This is a genomic window from Massilia sp. 9I (assembly GCF_902506415.1).
In the GTDB taxonomy this organism is placed as follows: domain Bacteria; phylum Pseudomonadota; class Gammaproteobacteria; order Burkholderiales; family Burkholderiaceae_D; genus Telluria.
In genome coordinates, this window is sequence record NZ_LR733275.1 from 5,138,443 (window position 1) to 5,157,067 (window position 18,625).

The following is an 18,625-nucleotide window of genomic DNA, read 5'->3' on the forward strand; positions in this document are numbered from 1 at the left end:
ATAAAAATAGGAATAGCCTGAAATGAACACCCCTGCATCGACCGACAAGGACCTCTGGGTTTCGTGGGACCAGTACAACCGCCTGGTCGAGCGCCTCGCGCTGCAAGTGTATGAATCGAACTGGAAGTTCGACATGGTGCTGTGCCTGGCGCGCGGCGGCGTGCGTCCGGGCGACGTGATCTCGCGTATCTTCGACGTGCCGCTGGCGATCCTGTCGACCAGCTCCTACCGCGAAGAAGCCGGCACCAAGCAAGGCAACCTGGACATCGCCAAGTACATGACGATGACCAAGGGCCCGCTGGCCGGCCGCATCCTGCTGGTCGACGACCTGGCCGACACCGGCGTCACCCTGCAGAAGGTGGGCGAGCACCTGAAGACGAACTACCCGGACGTCACCGAAGTGCGTTCGGCCGTCATCTGGGTCAAGGGCACGTCCAGCTTCAAGCCGGACTACCACTTGGAAGACCTGCCGCACAACCCGTGGATCCACCAGCCGTTCGAAGACTACGACGGCCTGCGTCCGCACCAGCTGGCGGCGTGGATGAAGAAGTTCGAGAAGTAATCCTTTACGCTATACAGCGACAAGCGAACGGGCAGGGAAGCGCAAGCTGACCTGCCCGTTTTGCTTTGGCCCCTCTTGTGAAGAAGCGTCCGCGGCGCGCGATGCAGCTCCGGTCGTGGCGAAGGTTCAGGGCGGCGCGGGAAGTACTCGATAAAGTCCCTCCATCGTATTCTTCAGGCGCAGGAATGTGCTTTTGTAGTTCCCCTGTTTCAGCCGAAACATGGGAGAATCTCCTATGATTTGATTAAAACATGGGGGAATCTTCAGGATGGTCTCAAAACCGGAAATGAAGGGCCACAAGCTCGACGAGATCGACCGCAAGATCCTGCGCATCCTGCGCACCGACGGCCGCATCAGCAACCAGAAGCTGGCCGACAGCGTCCACCTGTCGCCGACGCCCTGCTGGAACCGCGTGCGTGCGCTGGAAGAGCAGGGCTACATCGAGGGCTACGCCGCGATCCTGTCGCAGCGCGCGCTCGGCCTGCCCGACACCGTCATCATCGAAGTCACGCTCGAGCGCCACGACGAGGACATGCTGGAACGCTTCGGCGCTGCGCTGGCCGAGCTGCCGGAAGTGATGGAAGCCAGCCTGCTGACTGGCGACTACGACTACCTGATCAAGGTCGCGGTGGCCGGCACCGAAGGCTACGAGCGCTTCCTGCGCCAGCGCCTGTACAAAATCCCCGGCATCCGCCACAGCCGTTCTACTTTTGTCTTGCGCACCCTGAAGCGCACCCACTCGGTCGAACCCTGATACAAAGGCGACATCGTGCGGGCGTGCCACTCTGTTAAGATGCCGGTTGCCTGACCGGTTGTGCCAACAATAAGAATCCCATGACCCAGAGTTTTTTCCAGACCTTCATCCTCCTCATCCTCGTCACCGACCCGTTCGGCAACGTTCCGCTGTTCGCCACCGCCCTGAAGGAAGTGCCGGTCGAGCGCCGTCCGCGCATCGTCGTGCGCGAATGCGCCATCGCCTTCCTGCTGCTGCTGGTGTTCATGTTCTTCGGCCAGCACTTCCTCGAAGCGCTGCACCTGAGCCCGGTGGCGCTGCGCATCGGCGGCGCCGTGATCCTGCTGATTATCGCGATCCGCATGATCTTCCCGCATCCGGACGGGGTGCTGGGCCGTAGCGAAGGCGGTGAGCCCTTCATCGTGCCGCTGGCCATTCCCGCGCTGGCCGGCCCGTCGGCGCTGGCCACCGTGCTGCTGTTCAGCTCGGGCAGCCTGTCGGAAACCATGGTCCATGTCGCCGCCCTGGCCGCAGTCGGCATCGTGTGGCTGGCCGTGTTCCTCAGCGCCGAGCGCCTGCAGCAGAAACTCGGCCCGCAGGTCATGACCGCCTTCGAGCGCCTGATGGGCCTGATCCTGACGGCGATGTCGGTGGAAATGCTGCTCGGCGGCATCCGCGACTTCGTCAAGACGCTGTGATGGCCGGGGCTGCGGTGCGGGGGCAAGCGTCGCCTTTCTGGCACACTTTTGTTTCTACAATAAGCACGGCAGCACACGCAGGCATGAACGCATGAAAACGGAACACGAGACGCCTTCAGAATGGCTGCCCTTCCTCAGCGGGGGCGGGCAGATGGGCGCCATGATGCGGGCGCACGACTGGTCGACCTCGCCGCTCCGCCACCCGCGCGACTGGCCGCAGCCCCTGCGCACCACGGTCGGCCTGATGCTCAATTCGAAGTTCCCGATGTTCGTGGCCTGGGGGGCGGAGCTTGGCTTCCTGTACAACGACTCGTATGCACTCATCCTGGGCGAGAAGCACCCGACTTCCCTGGGTAACCGCTTTCACGACATCTGGCGTGAGATCTGGGACGACATCCATCCGCTGATCGTGCGCGCGCTCAAGGGCGAAGCGACCTACATGGACCGCATGCCGCTGCGCATGAATCGCCACGGCTACGACGAGGACACCTGGTTCCGCTTTTCGTATTCGCCTGTGCGCGACGAGGACGGCACCGTGGCCGGCATGTTCTGCGCTTGCGTCGAGATGACCGGTGAAGTACTGGCCGAGCGCTACCGCGAAGAAGAGAACCAGCGCCTCATGACTCTGTTCGAGCAGGCGCCCGGCATCCTGGCCGTGCTGCGCGGCCCTGACCACGTCTTCGAGATCACCAACGAGTCCTATATCCAGCTGATCGGCCGCCGTGAGCTGATCGGCAGGCCGGCGCGCGAAGCGCTGCCGGAAGTGGCGGACCAGGGTTTCTTCGAGCTGCTCGACCAGGTGTACCAGTCGGGGCAGCCTTTCGTCGGCCATGCGGTGCCGGTGCGCGTCCAGCGCGAGGCCGGCGCGCCGCTGGAAGAACGCTTCGTCGACTTCGTGTACCAGCCGATTCGCGGCCCGAAGGGCAACGTCGAGGGCATTTTTGTCGAGGGCAGCGACGTCACCGTGCGCAAGCGCGTGGAGGACGACCTGCGCGCCGCCAACCGCCAGAAGGATCAGTTCCTGGCGATGCTGGCGCACGAGCTGCGCAACCCGCTGGCGCCGATCACCACCGCCGCCCAGCTCCTGCAACGCGGTACGCTCGACCCGCAGCGCGCACGCCACGCCAGCGACATCATCGTGCGCCAGGCCGAGCACATGACCGACCTGGTGAACGACCTGCTGGACGTCTCGCGCGTCACGCGCGGGCTGGCCGACATCGACAAGGAAGACCTGGACGTCAGCGTCATCGTCAATGGCGCGGTCGAACAGGTGCGCCCGCTGCTGGACATGCGGCGGCATGAACTCAAGCTGGAGCTGCCTCCGCAGCCCCTGCACGTGTCGGGCGACCGCACGCGCCTGGTGCAGGTGGTCTCCAACATCCTCAATAACGCGGCCAAGTACACGCCATCCGGCGGCAAGATCACCCTGCGCGTGCGGAGCGATGACGGCGAGGCTGTGATCGCAGTCTGCGACAACGGCCAGGGCATCGATCCGCAGGTGCTGCCCTACATCTTCGACCTGTTCACGCAGGCCGAACGCACGCCCGACCGCTCGCAGGGCGGCCTGGGTATCGGCCTGGCGCTGGTGAAGAGCCTCGTCGCGCTGCATGGCGGACGCGTGGCCGCCTTCAGCGAGGGGCCGAACCTGGGCAGTGAATTCGTCATCCGCCTGCCGCTGTTGCAGGCCACGCCGGGCGAACCGGCGCCGCTGGAACAGGCGAACAGCAACGAAGGCCCGGTGCGGGTACTGGTCGTCGACGACAATGCCGACGCCGCCCAGATGCTGGCCACGCTGCTGGAAGCGCATGGCCATTCGGTGAGCGTGGAGTACGACGGCACCGGCGGCCTGGCGCGCGCCCTGCGCGAACGGCCCGAGGTCATGTTGCTGGACATCGGCCTGCCCGACATGGACGGCCACGAACTGGCGCGCCGCCTGCGCGCCTCGCCCGACACCGCCGACGCGACCCTGATCGCGCTGACCGGCTACGGCCAGAGCGAAGACCGCGAACGCGCACGCGCTGCCGGTTTCGATCGCCACCTGGTCAAGCCGGCCGACCTGTCGGAACTCCTGCACATCCTCGCGACGGTACGCGGTTCCAGCGACTGATTTCTGCCTCCTAGTCGTGCGCGGGCAGGGGCGCGAGCCGGTGTAAGCTGGAACCGGGACAAAAGAGGGGCAGGAGCGCATGAAAACCTGGAGAATCGCGGAAGAAGACGTGGCGCTGGACCGCAGCTGCGAAGGCGCGCGCAAGAGCGGAGGTCACTGGCACGAGGAGGGCTGCGCGGCCCTGTACACGGCCATGACGGTGGAGCTGGCGGTGCTCGAAACATTCGTGCACGTGGAGGGCGACCAGAAAGACCTGGTGCTGGTTGCGGTCGACCTGCCGGACGATCCAGAACTGGGCATTGACGTAGCGCGCGAGGAGCTGCCGAAGGGCTGGGACTCGCTCGACGACGGCGGCAGCGCGGCGCGCTTCGGCACGGCGTTTCTCGAGAAGTGCCACCACCTCTACATGCGGGTGCCGTCGGTGATCGTGGGGGAGGGCGTCAACCTGGTCATCAATCCCGAGCATCCGGCGTATGCCGATGTGAAGCTCAGTATTGCGCGATCGTACAGGTTTGATCCGAGGATGTTTGATCGGCCGGCCAAGGCGGAGAAGTAAGCCTTCGCACAGTGGCCAACCAGTTCTTCCGTTAGCCGGAGTACGTCGTTCCGGCGAAGGCCGGAACCCAATTCCTATGACCAGTGACGGCGCATGCATTCACACGCGCGTCGGCTGACCGCACGCTGGTTGAAATTGGATCCCGGCCTTCGCCGGGATGACGTTTCAAGGATAGTAGTGCTAAGGGCGACGGTGTAGTGCTTACGTTGATGCAGGCTTACTTGCCGAGTATCGACACCACATTGTCCGCCCCCGGCGCCCCAAACGCCTGCTGCTTGAGCACATGCAGCTGATCCCGCACCTGCGCCGCCTTTTCGAACTCGAGGTTCTTGGCGTGGTCCACCATGAGCTTCTCGAGGCGCTTGATCTCTTTCGAAATCTGCTTCTCGCTCATCGATTCGACCTTGGCCGTGGCCGCATCTTCCTGGATGCCCTCGACCATCGCACGCTGCGCGGCGTTGCTGTACACGCCGTCGATCATGTCCTTGATCTTCTTGTTCACGCCTTTCGGCGTGATGCCGTTCGCTTCATTGAAGGCGATCTGCTTGGCGCGGCGGCGTTCGGTCTCGTCGATCGCCTTCTTCATCGAATCGGTCATCTGGTCGGCATACAGGATCGCGACGCCGTTCAGGTTACGCGCCGCGCGGCCGATGGTCTGGATCAGCGAACGCTCTGAACGCAGGAAGCCTTCCTTGTCCGCGTCCAGCACCGCCACCAGCGATACCTCCGGCAAGTCGAGGCCCTCGCGCAGCAGGTTGATGCCGACCACCACGTCGAAGGTACCCAGGCGCAGGTCGCGCAAGATTTCCACGCGCTCGACGGTCTCGATGTCGCTGTGCAGGTAGCGCACCTTGATGCCGTGGTCGCTCAGGTATTCGGTCAGCTGCTCGGCCATGCGCTTGGTCAGCGTCGTCACCAGAACGCGCTCGTCCTTGGCGATGCGGTCCGTGATCTCGCTCATCAGGTCTTCCACCTGCGAGCGCGCCGGCTTGACGATGACCAGCGGGTCGACCAGGCCGGTGGGGCGCACCACCTGCTCGACCACGTTGTCGGCCTTTCCCTTCTCGTACTCGGCCGGCGTCGCCGAGACGAAGACGGTCTGGCGCATCTTGTTCTCGAACTCCTGGAACTTGAGCGGCCGGTTGTCCAGCGCCGACGGCAGGCGGAAGCCGTAGTCGACCAGGTTCACCTTGCGCGAGCGGTCGCCGTTGTACATCGCGTTGAGCTGGCCGACCATCACGTGCGACTCGTCCATGAACATCAGCGCGTCCTTGGGCAGATAGTCGATCAGGGTCGGCGGCGGTTCGCCCGGCATCGAGCCGGACAGGTGGCGCGAGTAGTTCTCGATGCCCTTGGTGAAGCCGATTTCGGCCAGCATCTCGAGGTCGAAACGGGTGCGCTGCTCGAGGCGTTGTTCCTCGATCAGCTTGTTCTGCTGGCGGAATTCTTCGAGGCGGTCGCGCAGCTCGGCCTTGATCGATTCCACCGCGCGCAGCACGGTCGAACGCGGGGTGACGTAGTGCGAACCCGGATACACCGTGAAGCGCGGGATCTTCTGGCGCACGCGGCCCGTCAGCGGGTCGAACAGCTGCAGCGATTCGATTTCGTCGTCGAACATCTCGACGCGGATCGCGAGTTCCGCGTGCTCCGCCGGGAAGATGTCGATGGTATCGCCGCGCACGCGGAAGGAGCCGCGCGAGAAATCCATTTCGTTGCGGGTGTACTGCATCTGAATCAGGCGCGCGATGATGTCGCGCTGCGCCACCTTGTCCTTGTGGCGCAAGGTCAGGATCATCTTGTGGTATTCGTTCGGATTACCGATACCGTAGATCGCCGACACGGTAGCCACGATGACCACGTCGCGCCTTTCCATCAGCGACTTGGTGCACGACAGGCGCATCTGCTCGATGTGCTCGTTGATCGACGAGTCCTTTTCGATGAACAGGTCGCGCTGCGGCACGTAGGCTTCCGGCTGGTAGTAGTCGTAGTAGGAGACGAAATACTCGACCGCGTTCTGCGGGAAGAATTCGCGGAACTCCGCATACAGCTGGGCCGCCAGCGTTTTGTTGGGCGCAAACACGATGGCCGGACGGCCCGCCTGCGCAATCACGTTCGCCATCGTGTAAGTCTTGCCCGAACCGGTCACCCCAAGCAGGGTCTGGTACATCAGGCCGTCGTTGATGCCTTCGATCAGGCCGGCGATCGCGGTCGGCTGGTCGCCGGCGGGCGGGAAGGGCTGGTGCAGTTTGAAGGGCGAGCCGGGGAAGGTGAGGACGGTCGGTTCCGGGGCATTCGCGATGGATAGTTCTGCCATACTTTCAGACCTTTGCTAGAATGGGAGTCCGCATGCCGCAGTGCAGCACACTGTGTCTATGTCTATACAACCGCTGCGAACCCACCGACAACTCAGTTTATCACGATGACTTCCACAGCCTCCGCCAGCCTCTTTGGCGCCATCGACATGGCGCCCCGCGACCCGATCCTGGGCATTACCGAAGCATTCAACGCAGACACCAATCCGGCCAAGATTAACCTGGGTGTCGGCGTCTACTATGACGATAATGGCAAGGTTCCTTTGCTGCAGTGCGTGCAAAAGGCGGAAGCGAAGCTGATGGAGCAGCCGGCCCCGCGTACCTACCTGCCGATCGAAGGGCTGGCGGCGTACGACAAGGCCGTGCAAGAGCTCGTATTTGGGGCTGACAGCGCCGTAATTCAAGAGAAGCGTGCGATTACCGTGCAGGCTCTCGGCGGCACCGGCGCACTGAAGCTGGGCGCCGACTTCCTCAAGCGTTTCGCGCCGGATTCCGATGTCTACATCAGCGACCCGAGCTGGGAAAACCACCGCGCGCTGTTCGAAGGCGCGGGCTTCACCGTCAACAACTACACCTATTACGACGCGGCCACCCACGGCGTGAACTTCGGCGGCATGCTGGCCGCCCTGAAGGCCATGCCGCGCGGTTCGATCGTGGTGCTGCACGCGTGCTGCCACAACCCGACCGGCGCCGACCTGAGCCAGGAGCAGTGGGGCCAGGTGATCGACGCCGTCGTCGCGAACGGCCTGGTGCCCTTCCTCGACATGGCCTACCAGGGCTTCGGCGCGGGCATCGCGGAAGACGGCGCGGTGGTGCGCCGCTTCGCCGACACCGGCATCCCGCTGCTGGTCTCGAACTCGTTCTCGAAGTCCTTCTCGCTGTACGGCGAACGCGCCGGCGCGCTGTCGATTGTCGCCACCAGCGCGGAAGAAGCGGCGCGCGTGCTGTCGCAACTGAAGCGCGTCATCCGCACCAACTATTCGAACCCGCCGACCCACACCGCCAAGGTCGTGGCGATGGTGCTGTCAACCCCGGAGCTGCGCCAGCTGTGGGAAGAGGAACTGGCCGGCATGCGCGTGCGTATCCGCGAGATGCGCAACCTGATGGTCGAGAAGCTGAAAGAGAAGGCGCCCGGCCACGATTTCGACTTCGTGCGCGAGCAGGTGGGCATGTTCTCCTACTCGGGCCTGACCAAGGAGCAGGTGGGCAAGCTGCGCGAACAGTCGATCTACGCGGTCGACACCGGCCGCATCTGCGTCGCCGCGCTGAACTCGACCAACCTCGACCGTGTCGTTGACGCCGTCGCAAAAGTTCTTTAAAATCTTGGCTCTTCGGAACTAACCCAACAGTGTTTCAACTAGTTCCGAAGAGCAGCTAAATGGCTGCGTGACACGGCCTGAATTTGACACCGTGTCGCTGCAAACATATAATGCTGTCATCAATTCCCTGATAGCTCAGTCGGTAGAGCGACGGACTGTTAATCCGCAGGTCCCTGGTTCGAGTCCAGGTCGGGGAGCCAGAATTCTAGAAGGCCACATCGCAAGATGTGGCCTTTTTGTTTGTCCACTTGGCTGACTATAGGTATTGCACGGTGGTGCTAAGGCAGGTTACGCTGCTAGCGTCGAACTCATCAGGATTCATTTGTGAAGCATCTTCCACCGAGCAAGAGGATTGCCGCCGCCGGACAGGTGCTCCGTTTTTCCCTGTCGGGGCAGGGCAGCCCGACCATCGTCATGCTCAGCGGCGCCGGTGGCCCGCTGGAGAGCTGGCACAAGCTCTTCCCCGACATCGAGGCGCTGGGCACGGTGGTGACCTACGACCGGCCCGGCGTGGGTGGTAGCGCCCGTCCGCGCGAAGCGCAGATGGGCACCACCGTGGTCCTGCAGCTGCGCGCGCTGCTGCGCGAAATCGACGCCAAGCCGCCGTTTTTATTAGTCGGCCATTCCTTCGGCGGCCTGCATGCGAACCTGTTCGCGCGTGTCTATCCGGACGAGACCTGTGGCGTGCTATTCCTGGAGGCGACAGCGCCCGACGACGTGCGCAACATGAAGCGTTACCGCTCGGGCCTGCAGCGTGCCATCGCCGGCCTGCTCGACCGCGTCTCGCCGCCGGATCCGAATGATGAGATCAGCAACGAGGCCGAAACCGTGGAAGAGATTCTTGAGGCGCCCGGTTTTCCCTTGATTCCGGTGACGGTGATCTCGGGCGGCAAGCGCCTGCCGCGCTGGATGGTGTCAGCCGAGGCGCAGCGCGAACGGGGACGCAACCAGGAAGCGCTGGCGCGCCTGTCGCCGCTGGGCGAACGCGTGATCGCGCAGGGCAGCACGCATTTCCCGCAGATGTCGGAGCCGCAGCTGGTGCTCGAGGAGCTGGCGAAGCTTATCAAGCGGACATCGCACTAAGAAATGTTGCGTTTGAAAAGCAAAGGATTTCGCGAAATCGAAAAGCGCTGCTATAATACGGCCTCTAATCCCTGATAGCTCAGTCGGTAGAGCGACGGACTGTTAATCCGCAGGTCCCTGGTTCGAGTCCAGGTCGGGGAGCCAGAATTCGAAGGGCCGCATGCACATGCGGCCCTTTTTGTTTTTACGGCGTCGTTAGCGGCCTCCTGCAGCGGAGGCCTGCTTCCGCTCGCAACCTGTACCTAAAATTGCGAAGCCGCCTTGGCCTTGGTAACGTACTGCTGATATGCGGGAATCGCAATCGCCGCAACGATCCCGATGAGCATGATCGAAAAGAGGATGCCACCAAAGATCAGCAGAATCCTGCTGACGCCGCCGCTCCTCGCCACTGCCTGAAGGCGGCTGGCGTCGTCGCCCAGTGCCAGGTTTGCCTTTGCCTCAGCAATCTTCTTCCGGCAGTGGCGATGATAAAGCGCATCGCCGTACAGGGGCGGGAACACAAACATGGCCGCCATGACAAGCACATAGGCCATGCCGGCTGCGTATTCCCCGGAACCGATCAGTGTACCGACGAACACCGTGGCGAAAATGATCACGTATGGCAGCACGAAGTAGATGAGGGCGTTCAACCACATCTTCCGGTAGAGCAGCCAATAGAAGGTCAGGAAAAAAGCCCCCCAATTCCACGACCAGCGAGCGCCGCCCTGGTCGAAGCGCAGAAACTTTCGTAGGTAGGCGTCCTGGTTCTGCGGCCCGATCGCTGCGCGGTAAAACTGCTCGGCTGTCGGCGAGCCGTCCGCCAGATATTGGCGTTCAGCACCGCTCGAGTGAGGATCTTGAGATTGCTGGTTTGGTGTCAGAGCGTGCCCGCACTTGGAGCAAAACTTCGCCGTGATGTTGTTTGGACTTCCGCAGTTTGAACAGAACATTTTTATTTATTGTAAAGAGTGAGCTTCCAGGACTGTTGGCGCGACGATCATGCTCATGCACCCTGTGGCGCGTTTCTTCAGGGTAGCGATTATTCCCACCTGAAAGCTCACTCTTTGTCACGCCCCACCAGCTGTTAGGACCCGGCCTTAACGGATCACTGGTTTGACGCGCGAGGCCGCTTCCAGCGCGTGCTGGCGTGCGGTCTCGACATCGTCGGCGGTGGCCAGCGCCACGCCCATGCGGCGGCGCGCGAAGGATTCCGGCTTGCCGAACAGACGCAGGTCGGCGCCCGGCACGCGCAGCGCGTCTGCCACGCCTTCGAAGGCGATGCCCGCCGCCTCATGCTGGCCATAGATAACGGCCGAGGCGCCCGGCGCGCGCAGCGCCACGTTCACCGGCAGGCCCAGCACGGCCTTGGCATGCAGTTCGAACTCGCTTTGCACCTGGCTCGCCATGGTCACCATGCCGGTGTCGTGCGGGCGCGGGCTCACTTCCGAGAACCATACCATGTCGCCCTTGACGAACAGTTCGACGCCGAACACGCCGCAGCCGCCCAGGTCGGCCGTCACCTTGGCCGCGATGTCGCGTGCACGTTCGAGGGCAGTGGGGCTCATCGGGTGCGGCTGCCAGGATTCGACGTAGTCGCCCTGCACCTGCTTGTGGCCGATCGGTTCGCAGAAAGCCGTTTCGACCTGGCCGTCGGCGCCCTGCGAGCGCACGGTGAGCAGGGTGATTTCATAGTCGAAGTCGATGAAGCCTTCCGCGATCACGCGGCCGGCGTCGACCCGACCGCCGCTGGCCGCGTAGTCCCAGGCGGCCTGCACGTCGGCGGCGCTGTCGAGCTTCGACTGGCCCTTGCCGGATGAAGACATCACCGGTTTCACCACGCAGGGGAAGCCGACCGCGGCGCAGGCCTGTTCCAGTTCTTCCAGGCTGCTGGCGAAGCGGTAGGGGGAGGTCGGCAGGCCCAGCTCTTCGGCGGCAAGGCAACGGATGCCTTCGCGGTTCATGGTCAGCATCGCGGCGCGCGCGGTCGGGATGCAGGTGATCTTGCCGGCTTCTTCCAGCGCCAACAGGGTCTCGGTGGCGATGGCTTCGATTTCCGGCACCACCAGGTCGGGCTTTTCCAGCGCGATCAGGGCCGACAGGGCGGCGCCGTCGGTCATGTCGATCACGTGCGCGCGGTGCGCCACCTGGTGGCCGGGCGCGTTCGGATAGCGGTCGACCGCGATCACTTCCACGCCCAGGCGCTGCAGCGAGATGATCACTTCCTTGCCGAGCTCGCCGGAGCCGAGCAGCATGACCTTGGTGGCGGAAGGGGAGAGGGGCGTACCGAAAATGCGCGGGGTCGTCATGGTCTTGAATAGGTTGCAATAGAGCGTGGGACTATAGCAAAGGCGCCACGCATCTGCTGGCCGTGATCTGTTTATGCAAAGCACTGGTCAAATCCAAAACGGGCCGCTATAATGCGGCCTCCTTTCCCTGATAGCTCAGTCGGTAGAGCGACGGACTGTTAATCCGCAGGTCCCTGGTTCGAGTCCAGGTCGGGGAGCCAGAATATGAAGGGCCGCGTGCAAGCGCGGCCCTTTTGTCGTTCCAGCGCCCTCCGCTGCTCGTATAATGTCCGCTTGGCACTTGGGTGCCTCCGCTCTGGTATCGGGCGCGTACGATACGGCCAAGCTCTCATCCTCATGTTCGACCTGATCAACTACGGCGCCCGGCCCTGCCTTGAGGGAGACGGCCATGTGCTTTCCTACATCGATCTCCACCACGCGGTCGAAGCGATGCGCCCAAGGCTTGCCGAGCGCAAGCTGATCCTGTGCCTGTGCGAAAACTCCGTGCCGGCGCTGGTCGGCTACGTCGGCTTCATGGTCCACGATCAAGTGGCGATCCTGGTGGATGCGGGCCAGAAGGCATCTGCCGTGCAGCGCATCGTCGAGGACCACGGTCCCGACTATGCCTGGCTGCCGGAGGCGCGCGTCGAGGAGCTGCAGGGCGGCGAGGTGCTGCATCGTGTTGGCCACTACGTGCTGGTGCGGATGCCTGTAACGGCGCATCAAGCCACGCCGCTGCACCCGGACCTGCAGCTGCTCCTGACCACCTCCGGTTCGACGGGCAGCAGCAAGTTCGTGCGGGTGAGCCGCAGGAACCTGGAAGCGAACGCCACGTCCATCATCAGCTATCTCGGCATCAATCGGGACGACGTCGCCGTCACCACCTTGCCGTTCAGCTATTCCTTCGGACTGTCGATCATCAACACCCATCTGCTGGCCGGCGCCTCGATCCAGGTCACCGAGCTGACGCCCTTGAGCCGGGAGTTCTGGGCGCTGGTCGAACAGAAGCGTGTCACCTCCCTGTCGGGTGTGCCCTACACTTACGACATGCTGCGCCGCATTAAATTCGAGCGCTTCCAGCTCGATGCGATCCGGTACCTAGCGCAGGCGGGCGGAAAGATGAGCGAAGAAGGCCTGGCCTACTTGGCGCGGGTGTCGAGGGAAAAATCCTGGCCCAGCTTCGTGATGTACGGCCAGACCGAAGCGACGGCGCGCATGTCCTACCTGCCGCCGCACCGGCTCGAGCAGAAGTCGGGCAGCATCGGGCACGCCATTCCGGGCGGGCGCTTCGAGATCGTCGGCGAGGCGGGGGAGGTGCTCGACAGTCCCCATGAGAAGGGCGAGCTGGTCTACTACGGCCCCAACGTCGCGATGGGCTATGCGGTGGCGCGCGAAGACCTGGCGCGCGGCGACGACTGGAACGGGCGCCTGCCCACCGGCGACGTGGCCTACCGCGACGAGGACGGCTGCTACACCATTGCCGGTCGCCTGAAACGCTTCGTCAAGCTGTTCGGCAACCGGGTTTCGCTCGACGAAGTCGAGGCGCTGCTGCAGGCGGAATTCGCGCAGGTCGAGTTCATCTGCTTCGGTCAGGATGACGGCCTGCGCATCGCGTACGTCGGAGACATTGTCGAGAGTGAACTGGTTGCATTTGCGTCTCGTCAACTATCGATCCACCGTAGCGCGATCAAATGCGTTTTCCTCCCTGAAATCCCGCGATTGAGCAACGGCAAAGTCAATTATAATGCTCTGAAGCAATAGAGCGAGTGGCGAATGAGCGAAGCTTCAGGCAAGAAAAACATCATCATCACCGGGGCGACCTCGGGTATCGGGCGGGCCCTCGCGGCCAGGCTCGATGACGACGCACATCACCTGGTCCTGATCGGCCGCTCGCAAGACAAACTGGACGCATTGGCCGGGCAGCTGCGCGCCTCGACCACCCTGATCGCACTGGACCTGGCCGAGGTCGAGCAGATCCCGGCAATCGCGCCACAACTGCCGGGCCGCATCGACGGCTTCGTGCATGCGGCCGGCGTGGAATCGGTGGAACCGATCAAGCTGGTCAGCTACGCCAAGTTCGACGCCATCATGCGCCTGCATGTGTACGCCTTCGTCGAGCTGCTCAAGCTCATCGAAAAGAGCAAGAAGCGCAGCGACGACTATCTCACCAGCGTCGTGGCGCTGTCCTCGATCGCGTCGGACAACGGCGGGGTGGGGCAGACGATGTATGCGGCATCGAAGGCGGCGCTGGAAGCGGCGGTGCGGGTGCTGACCAAGGAACTGGCGGCAAAACGGATACGGATCAACGCGGTCAAGCCCGGGATTGTCGATACGGACATGACGCGGCGCTGGATGCGAAAGATCGGGGTGGCGGACATCGCCGACGTGCAGGCCATGCAGCTGAACGGCATCGCGGAGCCAAGCGAGATCGCCGAGCTGATCGCCTTTCTGCTGTCGAACGGCGCGCGTCACATTGCCGGCACCCAGATCAAGATCGACGGTGGCGGACCAGCCGGAAAGGTATTCTGAGATGGCAAATCTTACTTTCGCTAATTACCGCGTCGCGGCGGTCGCCAGCAGCGTGCCCCAGCACCTGCGCAGCAGCCACGACTTCGCGGAAAGATACGGCCAGGACGTCGTCGACAAGATCATCAAGAACGTCGGCGTCGAGCAGGGCTATGTCGCGGACGAACGCACCACCACCTCGGACCTGTGCGAGCACGCCGCCAACACCATCATCGAGGAACTCGGCATTGCGCGCGACTCGATCGACGCGCTGCTGTTCGTCAGCCAGACCCCGGACTACGTCGCGCCTTCGACTGCCTGCGTGCTGCAGATGCGCCTGGGCTTGTCGGTCGATTGCCTGGCCTACGACATCAACCTGGCCTGCTCGGGCTTCGTCTATGGCCTCAGCGCCGCACTGTCCTACCTGGCCAACAGCGGGATCAAGCGCGTGCTGCTGCTATGCGGCGACACCGTGAGCAAGCACTGCTCGCCGGAAGACCGCGGCCTGGTGATGCTGTCCTATGACGCGGGCTCGGCCATGCTGATCGACAAGGATGCGGATAGCACGACCCCGGCCCACTTCAAGCTGCGCACCATCGGCGACGGCTACCGCAGCCTGATCGTGCCCTACGGCGGTTACCGTCACCGTACCGGCTCGCATGAGCGCACCCTGCGCGAGCCCGAGGTGGTGCGCAACGACTACGACGGCTACATGAACGGCGCCGACGTGTTCAAGTTCTCGATCACCGAGGTGCCCAAGCTGGTCAAGGACTTCAAGGCCGACTTCGACATCGACTACAACAACATCGACCGCCACTTCCTGCATCAGGCCAACGTGTTCATCATGAAGAACATCGCGAAGCGGGTGGGGATTGTGGACGGTAAAATGCCAGTCAGCATAGACCGCTACGGCAATACCGGCGCGGCAACCATTCCGCTGACGATCTGCGACCATTACGCACGGGAAGCGGACACGACTGTCAGCGAAACCGTGTCGGTCTGCGGTTTCGGCATCGGCCTGTCGCTGGGCGTGGCCACGCTGGCGCTGAAGGACACCCGGGTGTTCAAGGTGCGCAGCTGCGAGCGCTATTTCGATGACAACATCGACAACCTGCACAACGAGACCAGGAGCCTGGTGAATGTCTAGCATGGAGGTGGTCATTTTCGGCGCCGGCGGACTGGGTCGCGAGATCTACGACACGCTGCTGACCATTAACGCCCGTACGCAGACCTACACCATCCGCGGCTTCATCGACGAGGTGAAGGAGCCGGGCACGCTCATCAATGGCCTGCCCGTGCTGGGCGGTCTTGATACGCTGGAACGCCTGCGCGGCCAGGTCGGCGTGATCATCGGGATCGCGCTGCCGGAGGCGCGCCGCAAGCTGCACCTCCAATACAAGGACGCCTACGCTTTCCCGAACGTGATCCACCCGAGCGCCGTCGTCTCCGGCTTCGCTACGCTGGGCGAGGCGATCCTGATCCAGTCGAATTGCGTGGTCGCGGCGAATGCGAGCATCGGCGACGGCGCCATGATGAACGCGCATTCCGGCGTCGGCCACGATGCGCGGGTGGAGCAGTACTGTTCCATCATGAGTTACTGCGATCTGGCGGGTAACGCCGTGCTGGGCGAAGCGACGTTTGTCGGGACCGGGGCCAAGATCATCCCCTCGACGAAGATCGCGCCTGGCAGCTACCTGTGCGCCGGCGCGGTGGTGTTCAAGGATGTTCCTGCGGCGTCGAAATTGATGGGCAACCCGGCAAAAATCATTGGATAAGGAGTGAGGATGGATATCGCAGAAAAAACCCGGCTGCTGGCCGAGATGCTGGAAGTGGATGCTTCGGAAGTCCATGCCGACACTGAGCTGGAATCCTTTTCCACCTGGGACTCGATGGCGACGCTGTCGCTGATCGCGCTGCTGGAAGAGCACTTCGGCCGCTCCGACATCGACGGCACCCAGATCAGGCACATGAAGAAGGTCGACGACATTTTCAAGGTAATGGAAAAATAAAGATGAGCAATCTCGAGAAATACAAAGGCATTTTCAAGGAATCGTTCCAGCACGAGGGCGACGTCGAACAGCTGGAATACCAGGGCATCCCGGAATGGGACAGCGTCGGCCACATGCAGCTGATGGCGGCGCTGGAAGACGCCTTCGGCATCGAGCTCGACGTGGACGACATCATCGACTTCTCCAGCTTCAAGAAGGGCATTACGATCCTCGCGAAGTACAAGGTAGAGATCTAAATGGATTCGCCCCTGCAGTTCGACATCAACGGCATCAAGGAATGCCAGCGCAACCGCCATCCGCTGCTGTTCGTCGACCGCGTGTTCGACGTGGTGCCGGGTGAGAAGGCGTCTGGCCTGAAGTGCTTCACGTACAACGAATGGTTCTTCCCGGCCCATTTCGATGACGAGCCCAATGTGCCGGGCTTCATCCAGGTGGAATCCCTGGTGCAGACCTTCATCATGAGCTTCCTGTCGAAGGACGAACTGCGGGGCAAGAAAACCAATTTCCTCGGTATCAATAACGTAAAGTTCAAGCGCAAGATCGTCCCGGGCGACACCTTGATCATCCACGCGACGCTGCAGTCCTACCGCCGCGGCATCGCCACCGGCAGCGCGGTCAGCTTCGTGGGCGACGAGCCGGCCTGCTCGGCCGACTTCGTGGTCGCGGTGCCTGACGTGCTGGACCAGTTCAAGCCGAAGAGCGCGGCATGAGGCTGGCGGACTACCTGGTCGAAACGGTCGCCGACCACGCCGACACCGTGTACCTGGTGACGGGACGCGGCGCGCTGTTCCTGACCGACGCCGTGGCCAAGTCCAAGCGCCTGCGTCCCGTGTGCACCCACCACGAGCAGGCCGCGGCCTACGCGGCGACGGCGCGCGCCCAGCTGCACAATACGCTCGGCGTGTGCCTGGTCTCGACCGGCTGTGCCTCGACCAATGCTGTCACCGGCGTCCTCAACGCGTACCAGGACGGCCTGCCGGTGCTGTTCATCTCCGGCCAGAACGTGTTGAAGGAAACGACCTATTACACGGGCCATCCGATCCGCACCTATGGCCAGCAGGAAGCGAACATCGTCGAGATCGTCAAGCCGATCACCAAGTATGCGGTGACGATCACCGATCCGCGCACCATCCGCCAGCACCTGGAGCAGGCCCTGTATCTCGCCAACGAAGGCAAGAAGGGCCCGGTCTGGATCGACATTCCGCTCGACCTGCAGAGCGCCCAGATCGAGCCCGACGAACTGCCGGGCTTCGATGCGGCAGCGGCGCCGACCAATGCGCCGGATGCGGACATCGCCTATCTGCGTGAAGCGATCGGCGCGGCCGAGCGTCCGGTGCTGCTGATCGGCTCGGGCCTGCGCTCGGCCAATGTGCTCGAACCCTTCGCGGATTTCGTGCAGGCTAACCGGATTCCGGTCGTGTATACGCCCAGCTCGGCGGACTGCTATCCGCTGTCGCAGGAGCTGTCGGTCGGCTCACTGGGCAGCATGGGCTGCTCGCGCGCCGGCGCTTTCGCCGTCCAGAACGCGGACTGCGTCATCGTGCTGGGCAACCGCCTGTCCTCGATCACCACGGGCGTGGACTTCTGCAAGTTCGCGCGCGAGGCGAAGCTGATCGTAGTCGATCTGGACGAAGCCGAGCACCGCAAGAACGAGCTGCGCGTGGATCGCATCGTGGTGCAGGACCTGGCCACCTTGTTCGGCCGCCTCGGCTCCGAGCGCCTGAGCGGTGACACGAGCGCCTGGGTCGAGAAGTGCCTGCACTGGAAGACGCGCTTTGCGCGCGAGCCGTATTTCGCCTCGACCGAGCGGGTCGATCTGTACGACCTGACGCACGCCCTGTCGTCGACGCTGGACATTGATGCCATCGTAATCACCGACTCCGGCCTGATCGAAGTGATCCTGCCGTCGAACCTGGACTTTGGCGCCCGTCGCCGCGCGATCCATCCGGTGTCGCAGGGCGCCATGGGCTTTGCATTGCCGGCAGTGCTGGGCGTGGGCGACCAGGACCGCCAGGTCGTGGTCGTGGTGGGCGATGGTTCCTTCATGATGAACATGCAGGAACTCGAGACCATTCGCGCGCACGGCATCCCGGTCAAGCTCATCGTGGTCAACAACAACGTGTACTCGATCATCCGCCGCCGCCAGAAGGAGCTGTTCCGTAACCGCACCATCGGCACCGATCCGGGCAACGGCGTCACCGTGCCGGAGTTCGAGAAGGTTGCCGGCCTGTTCGGCTTCGGCTACGTGCGCATCGACGGCATCGATGGCTTGCAGGCTGGCCTGGCGCAGGTGATGCGCATGGACGGCCCGGTGCTGTGCGAGATCATGGGCAAGGAAGACCAGGAATATGTCGAGGTGTCGCACGCGAAGAACAGCGCCGGCAAGTTCGTGCGCCGTCCGCTCGAAGACCAGTGGCCCTTCCTGGAGCGTGACGTGTTCACCCAAGAGATGATCGTGGAAGCGATCGACCAATAAG

18 protein-coding genes and 3 tRNA genes are annotated in these 18,625 nt (G+C 63.1%); 18 read left to right on the top strand and 3 right to left on the bottom strand.

Features of this window, described 5'->3' with window-relative positions; translation table 11 throughout:
• The first annotated feature begins 22 nt into the window (after positions 1-22).
• The 5 genes from GV068_RS22975 to GV068_RS22995 all read left to right on the top strand — a co-directional run bounded on the left by GV068_RS22975 (position 23) and on the right by GV068_RS22995 (position 4,656).
• A complete protein-coding gene (locus tag GV068_RS22975; protein ID WP_159703467.1) occupies positions 23-562 on the top strand; it encodes a phosphoribosyltransferase in 540 nt (179 codons plus the stop codon).
• Between the two features lie 268 nt (positions 563-830).
• A complete protein-coding gene (locus tag GV068_RS22980) occupies positions 831-1,316 on the top strand; it encodes an Lrp/AsnC family transcriptional regulator (RefSeq protein WP_229464434.1) in 486 nt (161 codons plus the stop codon).
• Positions 1,317-1,396: 80 nt separating this feature from the next.
• Positions 1,397-1,993: a MarC family protein gene (locus GV068_RS22985; protein ID WP_159703470.1), complete on the top strand. Its 597-nt coding sequence runs from the start codon at positions 1,397-1,399 to the stop codon at positions 1,991-1,993.
• A 91-nt stretch (positions 1,994-2,084) separates the two neighbouring features.
• Positions 2,085-4,100, top strand: a complete 2,016-nt coding sequence (locus tag GV068_RS22990; protein ID WP_159703473.1) for an ATP-binding protein — start codon at positions 2,085-2,087, stop codon at positions 4,098-4,100.
• Positions 4,101-4,179: 79 nt separating this feature from the next.
• A complete protein-coding gene (locus GV068_RS22995) occupies positions 4,180-4,656 on the top strand; it encodes an RES family NAD+ phosphorylase (protein WP_159703476.1) in 477 nt (158 codons plus the stop codon).
• Between the two features lie 217 nt (positions 4,657-4,873).
• Here GV068_RS22995 and uvrB read toward each other — a convergent pair whose 3' ends face one another.
• Positions 4,874-6,970 carry an excinuclease ABC subunit UvrB gene (gene uvrB / locus GV068_RS23000; protein ID WP_159703479.1) on the bottom strand — a complete coding sequence of 699 codons (2,097 nt, stop codon included), beginning with the start codon at positions 6,968-6,970 and terminating at the stop codon, positions 4,874-4,876.
• A 105-nt stretch (positions 6,971-7,075) separates the two neighbouring features.
• On the opposite strand from uvrB, the gene GV068_RS23005 reads away from it, so the two are divergent.
• The 4 genes from GV068_RS23005 to GV068_RS23020 all read left to right on the top strand — a co-directional run bounded on the left by GV068_RS23005 (position 7,076) and on the right by GV068_RS23020 (position 9,514).
• The gene (locus tag GV068_RS23005) at positions 7,076-8,287 is read left to right on the top strand and encodes an amino acid aminotransferase (protein ID WP_159703482.1); all 1,212 of its coding nucleotides are present in this window, start codon (positions 7,076-7,078) and stop codon (positions 8,285-8,287) included.
• 124 nt (positions 8,288-8,411) lie between these two features.
• Positions 8,412-8,487: transfer RNA gene (locus GV068_RS23010), tRNA-Asn, on the top strand.
• Between the two features lie 124 nt (positions 8,488-8,611).
• The gene (locus GV068_RS23015) at positions 8,612-9,370 is read left to right on the top strand and encodes an alpha/beta fold hydrolase (protein ID WP_159703485.1); all 759 of its coding nucleotides are present in this window, start codon (positions 8,612-8,614) and stop codon (positions 9,368-9,370) included.
• Positions 9,371-9,438: 68 nt separating this feature from the next.
• A tRNA-Asn gene (locus tag GV068_RS23020) sits at positions 9,439-9,514 on the top strand.
• Positions 9,515-9,612: 98 nt separating this feature from the next.
• Here GV068_RS23020 and GV068_RS23025 read toward each other — a convergent pair.
• Complete coding sequence (locus GV068_RS23025; protein WP_159705459.1) at positions 9,613-10,299, bottom strand: DUF2628 domain-containing protein; 687 nt, start codon at positions 10,297-10,299, stop codon at positions 9,613-9,615.
• 147 nt (positions 10,300-10,446) lie between these two features.
• The gene (gene purT / locus GV068_RS23030; RefSeq protein WP_159703488.1) at positions 10,447-11,655 is read right to left on the bottom strand and encodes a formate-dependent phosphoribosylglycinamide formyltransferase; all 1,209 of its coding nucleotides are present in this window, start codon (positions 11,653-11,655) and stop codon (positions 10,447-10,449) included.
• Positions 11,656-11,779: 124 nt separating this feature from the next.
• Here purT and GV068_RS23035 point away from each other — a divergent pair.
• The 9 genes from GV068_RS23035 to GV068_RS23075 all read left to right on the top strand — a co-directional run bounded on the left by GV068_RS23035 (position 11,780) and on the right by GV068_RS23075 (position 18,624).
• Positions 11,780-11,855 (top strand) — tRNA-Asn (locus GV068_RS23035).
• Between the two features lie 136 nt (positions 11,856-11,991).
• Positions 11,992-13,395: an AMP-binding protein gene (locus GV068_RS23040; RefSeq protein ID WP_159703491.1), complete on the top strand. Its 1,404-nt coding sequence runs from the start codon at positions 11,992-11,994 to the stop codon at positions 13,393-13,395.
• 12 nt (positions 13,396-13,407) lie between these two features.
• A complete protein-coding gene (locus GV068_RS23045; protein ID WP_159703494.1) occupies positions 13,408-14,163 on the top strand; it encodes an SDR family NAD(P)-dependent oxidoreductase in 756 nt (251 codons plus the stop codon).
• Between the two features lies 1 nt (position 14,164).
• Complete coding sequence (locus tag GV068_RS23050) at positions 14,165-15,286, top strand: 3-oxoacyl-ACP synthase III family protein (RefSeq protein ID WP_159703497.1); 1,122 nt, start codon at positions 14,165-14,167, stop codon at positions 15,284-15,286.
• Positions 15,279-15,914, top strand: a complete 636-nt coding sequence (locus GV068_RS23055) for a NeuD/PglB/VioB family sugar acetyltransferase (protein WP_159703500.1) — start codon at positions 15,279-15,281, stop codon at positions 15,912-15,914. The genes GV068_RS23050 and GV068_RS23055 overlap by 8 nt, the downstream gene beginning before the upstream one ends.
• 9 nt (positions 15,915-15,923) lie before the next feature.
• Complete coding sequence (locus GV068_RS23060; protein WP_159703503.1) at positions 15,924-16,148, top strand: acyl carrier protein; 225 nt, start codon at positions 15,924-15,926, stop codon at positions 16,146-16,148.
• Between the two features lie 2 nt (positions 16,149-16,150).
• Complete coding sequence (locus GV068_RS23065; protein WP_159703506.1) at positions 16,151-16,384, top strand: acyl carrier protein; 234 nt, start codon at positions 16,151-16,153, stop codon at positions 16,382-16,384.
• Entirely contained in the window at positions 16,385-16,858 is a 474-nt protein-coding gene (locus GV068_RS23070; protein ID WP_159703509.1) for a 3-hydroxyacyl-ACP dehydratase FabZ family protein, read from the top strand.
• Positions 16,855-18,624 (top strand): thiamine pyrophosphate-binding protein, encoded by a 1,770-nt coding sequence (locus GV068_RS23075; RefSeq protein WP_159703512.1) that lies wholly within the window; start codon positions 16,855-16,857, stop codon positions 18,622-18,624. Before GV068_RS23070 ends, GV068_RS23075 begins: the two co-directional genes overlap by 4 nt.
• Position 18,625 lies beyond the last annotated feature (1 nt).